Consider the following 14,510-nt stretch of genomic DNA (forward strand, 5'->3'; position numbering starts at 1 on the left):
TATTATTTTTTAAAACCTGACAAAAGTCATATTTCTCTCTGATGACCATCATAATAAAACTTTACATCTTCCTCCAATTTTGCATGACTGATAAATCTAAAAATCATGAGTGCACTATTTGTCCTGATCATCATAAGCATTTTGGTAGCCTTCGGGTTTCTGTTTGCCTTTTTCTGGGCCACGGGAAGTGGACAGTTTGAAGACGACTACACACCGGCCGTAAGGATGCTTTTTGATGACAAAGCACCAGTGGCCAAAGACAAGTCCTCCCCGAGCACACCATCATCAAACCATAAAAAATAGAAACATTTTACCATCAATAAATTAATCTCTATGAGCACGGAAGCTGCAATTCTTGAAAGGCCAAACAGTGACCGGCAATCCAGGCTGGGACTGGATCGCTTTTCTTACGACAACGAAATTGTCAAAATGTTTGCCATTGCCACCATGATATGGGGCGTGGTCGGCATGTTGGTAGGTCTCTTGGTGGCGCTACAACTCGTATTTCCCGCCTTAAACTTCAACACCGAATACACCACCTTTGGGCGGATCCGGCCCCTGCATACCAATGCGGTGATTTTTGCGTTTGTGGGCAATGGTATTTTTACCGGGGTGTACTATTCCCTGCAGAGGCTCTGTAAGGCCAGAATGTACAGCGACATGCTTAGTCGGATAAACTTCTGGGGCTGGCAGCTGATCATTTTATCCGCAGCCATCACACTTCCACTTGGATTCACTACTTCCAAAGAGTACGCTGAACTGGAATGGCCGATTGATATTGCCATCACGCTGATTTGGGTGGTATTTGGATGGAACATGTTTGCTACCATTGTGAAAAGACGAACAAGACACCTGTATGTAGCCATCTGGTTTTACATCGGTACGTTTGTGACTGTGGCAGTTTTGCATATCGTAAACTCTTTCGAGTTGCCAATCAGCTTTATGAAAAGTTACAGCTTTTACGCTGGTGTGCAAGATGCCCTTGTACAATGGTGGTATGGCCACAATGCTGTAGCATTCTTCCTGACCACACCTTATTTGGGTTTGATGTACTATTTTGTGCCAAAAGCAGCCAACAGACCGGTTTATTCTTACAAGTTATCCATTATCCACTTCTGGGCGCTGATCTTCCTTTATATCTGGGCGGGTCCACACCACTTGCTTTACAATGCACTTCCTGACTGGGCCCAGTCTCTAGGGGTGGTATTCAGTATCATGCTTTTAGCGCCTAGCTGGGGCGGTATGCTCAACGGTCTATTGACCTTAAGAGGTGCTTGGGACCGAGTAAGAGAGGATGCAGTATTGAAATTCATGGTTGTGGCAATCACAGCCTACGGTATGGCCACCTTTGAAGGGCCAATGCTTTCCCTTAAAAATGTAAACGCAATTTCTCACTTTACCGACTGGACAGTGGCTCACGTTCATATCGGTGGTCTGGGCTGGAACGGGATGTTGACTTTTGGTATGCTTTACTGGCTTTTCCCAAAAATTTACAGAACAGAGATTTATTCCAAAAAATTAGCAAACACCCACTTCTGGCTGGCTACACTTGGAATCCTTTTCTATGCTCTTCCGCTTTACTGGGCTGGATTTACGCAGTCTTTGATGTGGAAGGAGTTTACCCAAGAAGGTCTTTTGGCTTATCCAAACTTCCTGGAGACGGTTACCCAGCTGAAGCCGATGTATGCGCTAAGAGCAGGTGGTGGAGCCATCTACATCATTGGTGCTTTGATCATGGGCTATAACCTTTACAAAACCGCCAAAAAAGGGTCATTCCTGAAAAACGAAGAAGCAGAGGCAGCGCCATTGAGCGATACTTATGTGAAGCATAAAGGCGAGCACTGGCACAGATGGATTGAAAGAAAGCCTGTCCAATTGCTAGTTGGTTCCTTGATCGTAATCATGATCGGCGGGGCAGTAGAGATGGTTCCTACTTTCCTGATCGATTCCAACATACCTACAATTGAAAGTGTAAAACCATATACTTCTCTGGAACTCCACGGCAGGGACATCTACATCAAAGAAGGCTGTAACAACTGCCACTCCCAAATGGTAAGGCCTTTCCGAAGCGAAACCGAACGCTATGGGGAATATGCCAAAGCAGGGGAATTCGTATACGATCACCCCTTCCTATGGGGATCAAAGCGTACGGGCCCTGACCTCCTAAGGCTAGGCGGGAAATATCCGGACAGCTGGCACTATCACCACATGCTCGACCCAGAGTCCATGTCACCAGGTTCAATCATGCCAAGCTACCCTTGGTTGTTTGAAAAGGACATAGATGTAGCCAGCACGGAAGCCAAGATCAATGTGATGAGAAGGTTGGGTGTACCTTATCCCGAGGGATACGAAAACCAGGCTGTGGCCGACATGTACCTGCAAGCTGATGAAATCACAGCCAACCTTGCTAAAAGCGGAATTGAGGTTAAAAACGATAGAGAAATCATCGCCTTAATTGCCTACATGCAAAGACTGGGTACCGACATCAACCCAGAAGGCAAAGTGGCTAAACCTTATCACATAGAACCAGCTAAATAATACAGCCATGCTCAAATTTGTAAAACAACATATGGATTCAATCATCGGGATAGAGATCTATCCCATGATCTCCCTGCTCATCTTCTTCATATTCTTCACTACACTTATTCTGTGGGCATTTTATACCAAGAAAGAATTCTTTTCGGGTGTAGAGAATCTACCACTTGATGAAGACGGAACCTATTCAGAGACTGGTAACAAAATAGATTTACCATGAAAAGACCTTCTTTAAAACAGATAAACAAAGGAGCCGCATTCACCCTAGGTTTGGTGACCCTGCCTACCCTTTCCGCATTTGCGCAAGCCACTCCGACGCTGGATTATACCAGCTGGACTTCAGCAGACCTGATGCTGGGAGCGGTGATATTCATGGCCGGATTTGTGGTGTTGGCCCTATTGGGACTGGCCTATGCGCTCTATGCCCTGAAGAAAGTAATCGATGCGCAGAAAGCAGCAGAGATGGGTATCATCCCTGAACAGGTTGGTTTCTGGAAACGACTGGAATATAGACTTACTGATGCCGTACCGGTAGAGCGCGAGTTTGAGGTCATGACTGACCACGAATATGATGACATTCGTGAACTGGACAACAGTCTTCCTCCTTGGTGGAAAGCCATGTTCTATGTGACCATCGTATTTGCTGTATTCTATATGGCCAACTATCACATCTTCGGATGGGGGAAATTGCAGGCTGAGGAATACGAACATGAAATGGTCACAGCAAAAGCTCAAATTGATGCCTACTTCGAATCCATCGGCGGCGCGCTTAACGAGACCAATGTTACTTTCCTCTCCGATGAAGAAAGCTTAACGGAGGGTAAAAGCATCTACGATGGGAACTGTGGAGCCTGTCACGGGCAGGAACTTCAGGGCACCGTAGGACCTAACTTGGTAGACAATTATTGGATACACGGCGGTGAAGTTGGCGACATCTTCAAGGTAATCCGCGACGGTGTACCTTCCAAGGGTATGATCAGCTGGAAAGGCCAACTTTCCGCGGAACAGATCCAGATGGTAACCAGCTATATCATGAGCAAGGAAGGCACTGAGCCTGCAAATGCCAAGGCACCGGAAGGTGACGAGTTTATCAGACAATAAACCCATTTTTTTGGGCCGGGGGCGACTGACCACGCCTTCGGTCCTATTTCTTTCTCCATTGCCTCACAACCCAACAACCACCCTACCTATTAAGCCAAGGAAAACACCATGAAGACCGTCGAGAAAACAGATTTTCGTGACAAGATCACCACAGTGGACCAATCCGGCAAGCGGGTATGGCTGTACCCCAAAATGCCTAAAGGAAAGTTCACCAACTGCAGGCATGTGGTCAACTCTATACTTCTCATCCTCCTTTTCGCCGGGCCATTTATTCGGATCAATGAGCAGCCGGTTTTGATGCTCAATATCCTGGAAAGGAAATTTATCATCTTTGGCCAAATTTTCTGGCCACAGGATTTTTACCTGTTTGGGTTGGCGATGATCGTTATAGTGGTTTTCGTAGTCCTATTTACAGTAGTATATGGTCGGATTTTTTGTGGGTGGATATGCCCGCAGACTATTTTCATGGAGGGTGTTTTCAGACGTATTGAGTACTGGATTGAGGGAGATTGGACCGCTAGAAAAAAACTTGACAAGCAAGAATGGAATGCGGAAAAGGTCTGGAAAAAAGGCATTAAACACCTCATATTTCTCCTAATCTCTTTTCTAATTTCCAATACGTTTTTGGCTTACATAATTGGAAGTGAAGAATTGCTCAAAATCATTACCGAGCCACCTACAGAGCACTTATCGGGATTTATTGCCATACTGGCCTTTACAGGAGCATTTTATGGGGTTTTTGCGTTTTTCAGAGAGCAGGTGTGTACCAATGTTTGTCCTTATGGAAGGCTTCAAGGCGTCCTTTTGGATAAAAAGTCCATTGTAGTTGCCTATGATTATAAAAGAGGTGAAAACCGGGGAAAATTCCGCAAAAACGAAGACAGGCAAGCCTCCTTGAAAGGCGACTGTGTAGACTGTAGCCTCTGCGTCAGTGTGTGTCCTACGGGTATCGATATCCGTAATGGAACCCAACTGGAGTGCATCAACTGCACAGCTTGTATCGATGCCTGTGATAGCATCATGGATAACGTGGGATTGGCAAAAGGCCTTATTCGCTATGATTCAGAAGAAAACATAGCAGAAGGCAAAAGCGGCTTCCACTGGAACGTCCGAAGCATAGCCTATACGGTAGTTTTGATAGTTATCTCCACTTTGCTTACCGGCCTGCTGTTCATAAGGACGGAAATCGATGCTACCATATTAAGAACTCCAGGCATGATGCCACAAAGCCATGAAGATGGCAGAGTAAGCAATCTTTATAACTACAAAATCATTAACAAAACCAATAAGGAGATGATTTTGGAAATGGAAAGTTTAACTGGTGTATCAAATTTGGTGGGAAAAAAACAGATAACCCTTCCTGCCCAGGGCACGGCTGAAGGTGCTTTATTTATCTATATGGACGAAGGAGAAATGAGCGGCCTCTCCCAACAGGTTGTACTTCAGATTACCGAAGCGGGACGACCACTCAAAAAGGTAAAAACCAAGTTCATAGGCAGATAGCCAGCACGGAAAAACCTGATATAAATCAGGTTTTTCCGTGACACCCCTCATAACCTACCCGCTTATTTTGCCGCACCTTTGTAAGGTAAAATAACAACAATATGAACTGGGGACACGGAATCGCAATTTTCTTTACCTGCTTTGTCGCTTTCATGATTTTCATGGTGGTCAAAAGCTTTCAGCAAAACATAGATCTGGTTACTGAAAACTATTACGAACAGGAACTTAAGTTTCAACAGCAGATTGACAAAATAAGCAACAACAAGCAGTTGGAAACTCCTGTGGCGATAAAGTATAAAAGCAACAAGGTACTGATCAGCTTCCCTCCCCTTCCCATAATCGAGGGTAATATCCATATTTTCCGCCCTTCTGATTCTAAGTTTGACTTGGAAAAAGCAGTAGATCTGGATGAAAACTTCCATCAAGCTGTGGAAGTCGACAAATTACCGGCTGGTTTCTATCGAGTGAAGATAAACTGGCAAGCCGATGGCAAGGAATATTACACCGAAGAAACTCTAAACTTCCGCTAAAATGGAGCTTTGGATAGCCATAACCTTGGGTTTTATAGGCAGCTTCCATTGCGTAGGCATGTGTGGGCCTATCGCTTTGGCCCTGCCGGGCAAAAACCAAAACCGGTATGCCTTTTTCATCAACCGGCTGAATTACAACTTCGGCAGAGTGACCACTTATGCCTTGCTAGGGTTGGTATTTGGCCTTTTGGGAACAGGAATATCCATGGCTGGGTTTCAAAAAAGCCTGTCTGTGCTAATGGGGGTGGCCATTCTTTTGGCTGTCTTTCTTCCTGCCACCATACAGAACAAAATCAGCCCAAGCAGCAAACTGGTCCAAATGGTCAACTGGCTTAAAGGACAAATCAGGCAAATATTCCAAAAAAGAGGGATGCTATCAGCGTACTCAATAGGCTTTCTCAATGGCTTTCTCCCATGCGGTCTGGTTTACCTAGCCGTGGCAGCTTCATTGTTACAAAACAGCCCCGCAGAGGCATCCATTTACATGGCCGCTTTTGGTATGGGCACCCTGCCGGCCATGATTACCTTGGTCTTCGCGGGAAGCTTTGCAAGTTTGAAATTTAGAAACAACATCCGTCAAGTCATTCCATTTGTCACAGGCGTTTTCGGAATTGTCCTCATCGTGAGGGGGCTAGGATTAGGCATTCCTTTTCTGAGTCCAGTTCTGGAATTTGTAGAAGCTGGAATGACCATGTGTGGATTGAAATAAGGAATAATATTATCATCCGGAACGGGACATCGGTCATCCGTCATCGGACAATCAGCTAAACATCGATTACTATGAGTCAATCTTTGATCACCAAATATAACGTACCGGGGCCCCGATACACCAGCTATCCTACCGTGCCCTATTGGGAAACTTCTCCTACCGAGGAAACTTGGAAGCAACATGTAAAGAAGGCATTCATGGTTTCGGGTATCACCGGCGCCGGTCTGAGCCTTTACATACACCTCCCCTATTGTGAAAAGCTCTGCACCTATTGCGGCTGCAACAAGCGGATCACCATCAACCATAAAGTGGAGGAACCGTATATTGAGACCTTGCTTAAAGAGTGGAAGATGTATTTGGAATTGTTTGGCGAAAAGCCATTGATCAAGGAAATCCACCTAGGTGGAGGCACACCCACATTCTTTTCACCAGAAAACCTGAAAATTCTTATTGAAAGCATTTTGGAAGCTAGCACACTAGCTGATCAGCCGGAAATGAGTTTCGAAGGTCACCCCAACAATACGACTGAAGACCACCTTCAGACGTTATATGATCTGGGCTTCAGAAGGGTGAGCTTTGGCATCCAGGACTTTGACGAAAAGGTGCAAAGGGTAATTCACCGCATCCAGCCTTACGAAAATGTGGAGCGGGTAACCATGCAGGCCAAGCAGATCGGGTACACCTCGATCAATTTTGACCTGATCTACGGCCTGCCATTGCAGACACTGGACAGCATCATTAATACGATTGAAAAGGTGAAAATCCTTCAGCCGGACAGGATAGCTTTTTACAGCTATGCCCACGTTCCATGGACCAGTCCGGGCCAGCGCTCCTATACAGAAGCCGACCTGCCTAAAAACGAGGAAAAGCGGACCTTGTATGAGACGGGCAAAGCGCTGTTGGAAAAAGCGGGTTATGTGGAAATCGGAATGGATCATTTTGCCAAGAAAACGGATGAGCTCTACATCGCTTCGCAAAACAGATCCCTCTACAGAAATTTTATGGGATACAGCTCAAGTCCGACCGGTTTGCTAATCGGCCTGGGGTCATCCTCCATCAGCGACACCTGGACCGCGTTTGGACAAAACCTCAAAAAGATCGAAGATTACAAAGCTGCGGTCAATGAAAGAAGGTTCCCAATATTCAGAGGACATCTGCTGACCGACGAGGATCTGATCCTCAGACAGCATATTTTGAACCTGATGTGTTCCTTCCATACCAGCTGGGATGAAGAAGGTACTTATACACCTGCCATAGTAGAGGGCTTGGAAAGATTGAAGGATATTGAAGAGGACGGTTTGATAGAGATCGGCAAGGCCAACATCACTGTGCTTGAGGATGGCAAGCCCTTCATCCGCAACATCTGCATGGCCCTGGACGCCAAACTCTGGAGAAACCAGCCCGAGACGCAGCTGTTCAGCAGTACGGTTTAAAAATACTCAATAAAGATTAACACGGTTTATCGATAAAGGAAAAGCAACGCTGAATGGCGTTGCTTTTTTTAAGTCATAAGAAAAAGACCAAGTCGATGCTTTCTCCAGAACGCCATTACTCTCACTTTTCCGTTACTAAATTTATTTTGGGAGTCGCTGTCTGGATGAACGAATATTAATAAGTTCTATTTGCTTTTTTCGTGGTTTGACTCTGTAAGTTAATATTGTGTATTTATTAATAGGGCCCCGGCGGAGATGTTTTTGCTTGGTGGAGCTTTCTAGTATTTCCGGATAATGGCTAAGTAATTCTAAAAAATCTCGCGTTTGCCTTATAAATTCACCGATCTCTTTCTCAGCAAAATGGGTATCTAAATAATCGACAATTTCAGAGAAACCAACCTGGGCGCGTTTTGTCCAGACTATCTCTAAAGCCATTTCTTATACTTTTCCATAACCTCACTATGAGGATTAACATCACCTTTGTCTGCCTGTTGTAGTCCTTGCTCGATTTCAGACCGTTCTTCCGCACTGATCTGTTCCCACCAGTCCACATCCTTCTTATTTTTCAAATTGATGAACTCCTCAAGTATTTTAGGGTCATTTAGCCCTGCTAGCCACTCAATTAACCGTAATTTTTCAGTCTGGATGTCCATAATGTTTTTGTCTTTAACAAAATTAACATTTTTACCACTCTTAAGTTTCAGTCTCTCTTCAAAATTAACCAATTCCCCCTTTTCTTAATTTCCCTGCGCCCCAGAAAAAGCAAACGGCACTTTCTCCTCAGAGACCACACCAGCCTTGATAATTCCTCTACCCCCTTCTACATTATTGTGGATAGCCACAGGCTGGGCCAAGGGGTCATTGCTGGTGTGCCTTTGAAGTCCTCGAGTGACTTCATACTGGTAATAATCTTCGGTGACATTTTTTAGCACAACTGTCAAATCAATTACTGATCGAAATGGTAATCTGGCGGAAAATTCAATGGTAGCCTCATTTCCATTGAATAGCTGATCATCAATTAATACACCACTGTCGTATGTACTCCCAACTTGGAAATCCCTTTGGTAAGCTGGACTGAGAGGTTCCAGACGAACGGCACCACTATGGGGAACACTATCTATGTGATCGGGACTATATTGATAAATTTGAAACCCATCAAAATGAGCACTTATTTCATAAAAATTGATCTCTTGGGGATCATCAAACTTCAATATCAGTTCCACTAAATCCCCTGATGTTTCTCGGATTTCCACAGACTTAATCGGCACTTTCTGCGGAATAGTGACCGTGGTGCTAATTGATTCAAACCTACCGTCCACATTTACATGATAAGTTTTCCCTGCTTGAAGTTCGAGCTCCTGAGTACCATACCCGCCTAAGCGGTGAAAAAACTTACCTTCAAAATCCTGAAATACCAAAGGGTATGCCTGCTGGCCTTCTTCAATTATTTCCACATTGGCATCGCGTACAGGAGGGAAGTCACTTTCTTCCAAAATCCCCCTGGTTTGGGATACAAATACCATCACAGGTGTTCCCGGCACCAGGTCTGCATTCACTACAAATCTTGGGGAATGGTTTGGCATTTCAACCTCTAAATACCTTTCACAAGAGGAAAATCCAATGAGCAATATCAGGACAATAATTGTTTTAAAATTCACCATCAAAATCAAAATTTAAATCCATAAGAAAAAGAAGGTAAAATTGGGAACAGGGTATACTGTGCCAGTACTTTTTGCTGTGTCTGTCGATTAAACGTTATATCCATATAGAACGGATTCATCCTGTTATAAGCATTGTAAATAGATATGTTCCAAACCCTTTCACCCCAGTGCTTTTGCTTAATAAAATTAATTCCTAGATCCAATCTATGGTAATCCCGCATACGAAAGTTGTTCCTTTCGTCATAATGCTCCACTTGTCCGAACATTGGACCATAGAACTGGTGATCGTCATAGCTTTGATAAATTTCCGTCGGAATGGAGATGGCATTTCCAGTACCATAAACCCAGGTACCTGATAGATGGATTTTGGGCGTCAGGTGATGTGATACCGTCAAACTGAGGTCGTGCCTCCTGTCATATCGGAAAGGAAACCATTGGTTGCGGTTTAGATTTTCAAATTGGCGTTCCGTTTTGGAAAGCGTGTAGCCGATCCAACCAGTAGTTTTCCCTACCTTTTTTTGCAAAAGCATTTCGACACCATAACTTCTGCCCCTACCTACTTCCACTTTATCCTCCCAATTTTCACCCATATTTAAGAATGATGCCCCGTCTTTATATTCAATCAACCCTTCCATTTCTTTGTAATAAGCCTCGGTGCTCAACTCAAATCCTCCGGGTAAGGATTTATAATAGCCCAAACTTGTCTGCCAAGAATGCTGAGGGCCAATGTTTGAAGTGGCAGGCACCCAAAGATCTGTAGGCAAACCGAGTCCTGCATTGCTCAACAAATGGATAAACTGAGTCATAGTGGCAAAAGAGGCTTTTACCGAACTGCTTTCATCTATCAGATATCTATAGGCAATTCTGGGCTGAAGTGAATTGTAATGCTCACCATCTACCATAAAACCAGAATAGTGTAACCCTGCATTTAACTTGACCCTTCGCCCTAGTTGGATATCATCCTCAACATAGACAGCGTATTCTTGACTATCATAAATATCCCCACCTTCCATATCAAACCATTCGGCTCTTTCCGTGGCGGTAAATACCCCAGGGGTAAAACGGTGAAATATATGATTGGCTCCAAAGCGGACATAATGGTTGGTGTTTGGAATGTAGTCAAAATCGGCCTTCAAGGCATAATCCCTAATTCCAGATCTGTAATCAGCTTGATAAAACCTGTCTTCTTCGACTCCATTCCCTACCCTGCTGTAATCGTACTCATCAAAAATTCTAAAATGATACTTGGTGTAGGTCCCTGAGAAATTAGCGAATAATTTCTTATTAAAAATGTGATTCCAACGGATGGCTGTAATGAGGTTACCCCAACCCAGCCCGGTTTCTGAGGTACTTCTCATACGTTCATTGTTGCTGTTTGAGGAATAATCCGATCTGGTATATCCCTCATCATCGCCACCATACACGCTCAGGTAAAGCCTGTTTTTGTCATCAAAAATATGATTCACTTTAGCATTCAGGTCATAAAAATAATAACCGGCACTTTCTTGTCCCCCTGATTCTCTACGGATGAATGGCCTCGCTAATAGATCAATGTAGGTCCTTCTGGCAGACAACAAAAAGGAAGTCTTATCCTTCACTATCGGCCCTTCCAAAGTCAATTTGGAAGCAATCAATCCTATAGATCCAGCACCATGAAACTCCTTCATATTCCCCTCTTTCATATTGATATCAATGACTGATGAAAGCCGACCCCCATACCTCGCCGGAAAACCTCCCTTGATTAGCTCCACATTATTGAGCGCATCGGCATTGAAAACCGAGAAGAAACCGAAAAGGTGGGTGGCGTTGTACACGGGCACGCCGTCCAGCAGTATGAGATTCTGGTCGGGCCCTCCCCCTCGCACATACATACCACTGGCACCTTCCGTTCCGGATTGCACCCCAGGCAGGAGTTGAAGCACTTTTAAAACATCCACCTCTCCAAAGAGGGCAGGCATTTCCTTGATCTGACGCAGGGGCACGTTGATGCTCCCCATCTGGGTGTTTTCCTGGATCAATTCTTCCCGTGAGCCTTCCACCACAAATTCCGACAGATGCGCCGGAGTCAATTCCACATGGAGAGTGAGGTCTTCAGTAAGGTTTTGCTTGAAAATAAAGGGATCGTATCCCACATAACTGAAGAGGATTTCCACCTCGCCACCCTGACTGGTATAACTGTAAAAACCGTAATTATTGGAAACGGCCCCTTTTTGGGTGGTTTTGTCGAAAACATTCACGCCAATGAGGTTTTCGCCTGTTTCTTTGTCTTTCACAATTCCATTCAAGGTGACTTTTTGGGCAAAAGAAGCTGTGGCAAAAAGGATTAGTAGGAGGGTAAAAATTTTACTCATATAGGGATAGCTACAATAAGAATTCAAAAACTGGGAATCCAAATCTAGACTAAAACCTTAAAAATAAAAACTAATTTTGATTTTTTTGAATTTCACCTCCCCATTTCTCCCCTCACCTTTTTCGCCTTACGGCTTTCAAAATCAAGGCTAATTAAGTTTCTTTGTGCTTCTGATTAGCAGACCCTAAAAGCACATCCATGAAAGTCATTGCCATAGGCAGAAACTACGCCGAACATATTGCAGAACTGGAAAATGAAAGGCCCTCAGAACCGGTTGTTTTCCTCAAACCCGACACGGCAGTTCTGAAGAAAAACATGCCATTTTACCACCCTGATTTTTCTTCCAACATCCACCACGAGGTCGAACTGGTGCTGAAAATAAACAAGGAAGGCAAGTACATCAAAAAAGAGTTTGCCCACCGTTATTTTGATGAAATCGGAATCGGTATTGATTTCACCGCTCGGGATCTTCAGCAAAAATGCAAGGAGAAAGGACTTCCCTGGGAAATCGCCAAAGCCTTCAACGGCTCTGCACCCATCGGGGAATTTTTGCCCGTAGCAGATTTTAAGGATCTGAACAACATCAATTTCCACTTGACCATCAATGGTGAGGAAAAGCAAAAAGGCAACACCAACATGATGCTTTTTGATTTTGGTGCCATCATAGAATATGTTTCACAGTTTTTTACGTTAAAAAAAGGAGACCTCATTTTCACCGGTACTCCTGCAGGAGTTAGCAAAATCAGCATTGGAGACAGGTTAGAGGCGTATATAGAGGATAAAAAGCTGCTTGATTTTGAAATCAAATAAATTTCTTTTCGCAATTGCATTACTAGCCGGGGCTCTTCTGATAGCCTCGGCCAATATTGAAAAAGGGTACTATCTCTTTCCCGTAAAGCCTGGCCACCAAAACTTTTTGGCCGGCAACATGAGTGAAATCAGGCCCAACCATTTCCACAGCGGCATCGACATCAAAACGGAAGGCCGGCAGGGATTACCCATCTATGCCGCTGCAGACGGCTATGTCTACCGAATGAAAGCGTCCACCTTTGGCTATGGAAATGTCATTCACCTACGCCATCCCAATGGGCAGATCACTACCTATGCCCACCTGAGAAACTTCAACGATGAAATTGGGGATTACATTCGTAAAGAGGCCTATAGCCAGAAAAAAAATGAAATTGAGGTTTACCCCGAGCCTCATGCCCTGCCCGTGAAAAAAGGGGATATCATTGCCTACAGTGGCAATACGGGTAGCTCTGCAGGTCCGCATCTCCACTTTGAGATCCGCGACTCCCTTGACCGTGCCTTGGATCCCTTAAAGTTTGGTTTCTCCGAAATAGTGGACAACACCCCGCCCACTGTTCAAAAAATCGCCATCACTCCTCTCACCATCGACAGTCGTGTAAACGGAAAGTTTCAGCGCACAGAATTCCCTGTGATCTATGATGGTAAAAAGTTTACAGTCAATCAGGATTTAGAAATTGCCGGGAAAGTTGGCATAGAAGTATTGGCTTTTGACAAGCTGGACAACATGCACAACCCCAACGGCTTTCCTATTTACCAGATTTATGACCAGGGAGAAAAGGTTTTTGAAAGTAATGTGGATGTGATTGATTTTAATATCGGCAGATATTTACTTGTCCATACCCACAGAAACAGGTTTACCAAACTCTACAAAGCCAAAAACAACCTTTTCCCTTTCTACACGCCCAGCGAGCCACTTAGCGGAAGCATAGAGGCGAAGCCAGGTGAAAGCCGTGCCATTGAGGTCTTACTCGAGGATGTGTACAAAAACAGGTCGACTTTGAAGTTGTCCTTTAAGGGCACAGAAGCAAAAACCAGTCTAAGCGGGACAAATCAAACGGCTGGGAATGAGAAAATCAGCTACCAAAACAACATCATGGTGGTCAATGGTGAAGGCGCTGCAGAGGGTGTATTGGCCAAGTTTTTTGTAAATGGGTTAGTCATGGAAATACCACCAGCCTATGTGGGCTCCAATAAGCGCACCTACCTTTGGGACATGGAATACGGAATGCCGGACTCGGTAGATGTATGCACAGAAAAATTATTTCCAGATGTGAGGGCAAAAATTCCATTTCAGCAAGAACTATTTTTTACCGATGGAAGCACTGGTTTCCGCTTTGCCGACAACACCCATTTCGATGATTTATACCTTAGGTATAATTATCACAAAATCGGCCCTGACAGGCAACTGACGGTCAACTCACCCTATGAATACCTATGGAATAACCTGGAAATTGATATGGATGCCAGTCATTTTGAGGGTGCTAGAGACAAAGCTCACGTGTATCTTAAATATGAAAATGGTTGGAGGTCTTTTATAGGTGGTCAATGGATAGGGGATCAGATCAGGTTCAAAACCAAAAATTTTGGTACTTTTGTAATCGCGGAAGACAGCACCCCGCCAAAGATCAACCCTGTCAGGGTCAACTCCTCGGGATTAAGGTTTACCATTGCGGATAACCTATCGGGGATTGACAGTTTTGAAGCGTTTGTGGATGGAGAATGGGTTTGGATGCGTTACGAGCATAAGCAGTCAGTGATCTGGTCTGAAAAAAGAGACGCAAAACCTTACAAGGGAGATGTTTTGCTCAAAGTAAGGGACAAGGCGGGCAACGAGGCGGTGTTTACTTCAAAGATTTGAATAACCAAAAACCAAAAAGC

The 14,510-nt window shown here is 44.4% G+C and carries 14 protein-coding genes; 10 read left to right on the plus strand and 4 right to left on the minus strand.

Annotated features, from left to right (window positions below; genetic code table 11):
- Positions 1-105: 105 nt before the first annotated feature.
- From ccoS to hemN, 8 genes are all read left to right on the plus strand, one after another.
- On the plus strand, positions 106-303 hold the full coding sequence (gene ccoS, locus KIH41_RS04525; protein WP_213944154.1) for a cbb3-type cytochrome oxidase assembly protein CcoS: 198 nt from the start codon (positions 106-108) through the stop codon (positions 301-303).
- Positions 304-333: 30 nt separating this feature from the next.
- A complete protein-coding gene (ccoN, locus tag KIH41_RS04530) occupies positions 334-2,538 on the plus strand; it encodes a cytochrome-c oxidase, cbb3-type subunit I (RefSeq protein ID WP_214161684.1) in 2,205 nt (734 codons plus the stop codon).
- 31 nt (positions 2,539-2,569) lie between these two features.
- Positions 2,570-2,755 (plus strand): CcoQ/FixQ family Cbb3-type cytochrome c oxidase assembly chaperone, encoded by a 186-nt coding sequence (locus KIH41_RS04535; RefSeq protein ID WP_246538959.1) that lies wholly within the window; start codon positions 2,570-2,572, stop codon positions 2,753-2,755.
- Positions 2,752-3,636, plus strand: a complete 885-nt coding sequence (locus tag KIH41_RS04540; protein ID WP_214161685.1) for a cbb3-type cytochrome c oxidase N-terminal domain-containing protein — start codon at positions 2,752-2,754, stop codon at positions 3,634-3,636. The genes KIH41_RS04535 and KIH41_RS04540 overlap by 4 nt, the downstream gene beginning before the upstream one ends.
- A 108-nt stretch (positions 3,637-3,744) precedes the next feature.
- Positions 3,745-5,139: a cytochrome c oxidase accessory protein CcoG gene (ccoG, locus tag KIH41_RS04545; protein ID WP_214161686.1), complete on the plus strand. Its 1,395-nt coding sequence runs from the start codon at positions 3,745-3,747 to the stop codon at positions 5,137-5,139.
- Positions 5,140-5,240: 101 nt separating this feature from the next.
- Positions 5,241-5,669, plus strand: a complete 429-nt coding sequence (locus tag KIH41_RS04550; protein WP_214161687.1) for a FixH family protein — start codon at positions 5,241-5,243, stop codon at positions 5,667-5,669.
- Position 5,670: 1 nt separating this feature from the next.
- Positions 5,671-6,378: a sulfite exporter TauE/SafE family protein gene (locus KIH41_RS04555; RefSeq protein WP_246538961.1), complete on the plus strand. Its 708-nt coding sequence runs from the start codon at positions 5,671-5,673 to the stop codon at positions 6,376-6,378.
- A gap of 71 nt (positions 6,379-6,449) precedes the next feature.
- The gene (hemN, locus tag KIH41_RS04560; RefSeq protein ID WP_214161688.1) at positions 6,450-7,811 is read left to right on the plus strand and encodes an oxygen-independent coproporphyrinogen III oxidase; all 1,362 of its coding nucleotides are present in this window, start codon (positions 6,450-6,452) and stop codon (positions 7,809-7,811) included.
- 141 nt (positions 7,812-7,952) lie between these two features.
- Here the strand turns inward: hemN and KIH41_RS04565 are convergent, their stop codons facing one another.
- Genes KIH41_RS04565 through KIH41_RS04580 form a run of 4 tightly spaced genes read right to left on the minus strand, consistent with a single transcriptional unit; the run spans position 7,953 to position 11,823 of the window.
- On the minus strand, positions 7,953-8,246 hold the full coding sequence (locus KIH41_RS04565; RefSeq protein ID WP_214161689.1) for a type II toxin-antitoxin system RelE/ParE family toxin: 294 nt from the start codon (positions 8,244-8,246) through the stop codon (positions 7,953-7,955).
- Complete coding sequence (locus tag KIH41_RS04570; RefSeq protein ID WP_214161690.1) at positions 8,237-8,536, minus strand: hypothetical protein; 300 nt, start codon at positions 8,534-8,536, stop codon at positions 8,237-8,239. Before KIH41_RS04570 ends, KIH41_RS04565 begins: the two co-directional genes overlap by 10 nt.
- Positions 8,537-8,548: 12 nt before the next feature.
- On the minus strand, positions 8,549-9,472 hold the full coding sequence (locus tag KIH41_RS04575) for a DUF4249 domain-containing protein (protein ID WP_214161691.1): 924 nt from the start codon (positions 9,470-9,472) through the stop codon (positions 8,549-8,551).
- Between the two features lie 5 nt (positions 9,473-9,477).
- Positions 9,478-11,823 carry a TonB-dependent receptor gene (locus tag KIH41_RS04580; protein WP_214161692.1) on the minus strand — a complete coding sequence of 782 codons (2,346 nt, stop codon included), beginning with the start codon at positions 11,821-11,823 and terminating at the stop codon, positions 9,478-9,480.
- Between the two features lie 197 nt (positions 11,824-12,020).
- On the opposite strand from KIH41_RS04580, the gene KIH41_RS04585 reads away from it, so the two are divergent.
- Positions 12,021-12,632, plus strand: coding sequence for a fumarylacetoacetate hydrolase family protein (locus KIH41_RS04585; RefSeq protein WP_214161693.1), 612 nt, complete (start codon positions 12,021-12,023; stop codon positions 12,630-12,632).
- The gene (locus KIH41_RS04590; RefSeq protein ID WP_246538964.1) at positions 12,619-14,490 is read left to right on the plus strand and encodes a M23 family metallopeptidase; all 1,872 of its coding nucleotides are present in this window, start codon (positions 12,619-12,621) and stop codon (positions 14,488-14,490) included. The genes KIH41_RS04585 and KIH41_RS04590 overlap by 14 nt, the downstream gene beginning before the upstream one ends.
- Positions 14,491-14,510: the final 20 nt, after the last annotated feature.

Origin of the sequence: Litoribacter ruber (assembly GCF_018500185.1) — a bacterium.
Classification (GTDB): domain Bacteria; phylum Bacteroidota; class Bacteroidia; order Cytophagales; family Cyclobacteriaceae; genus Litoribacter; species Litoribacter ruber.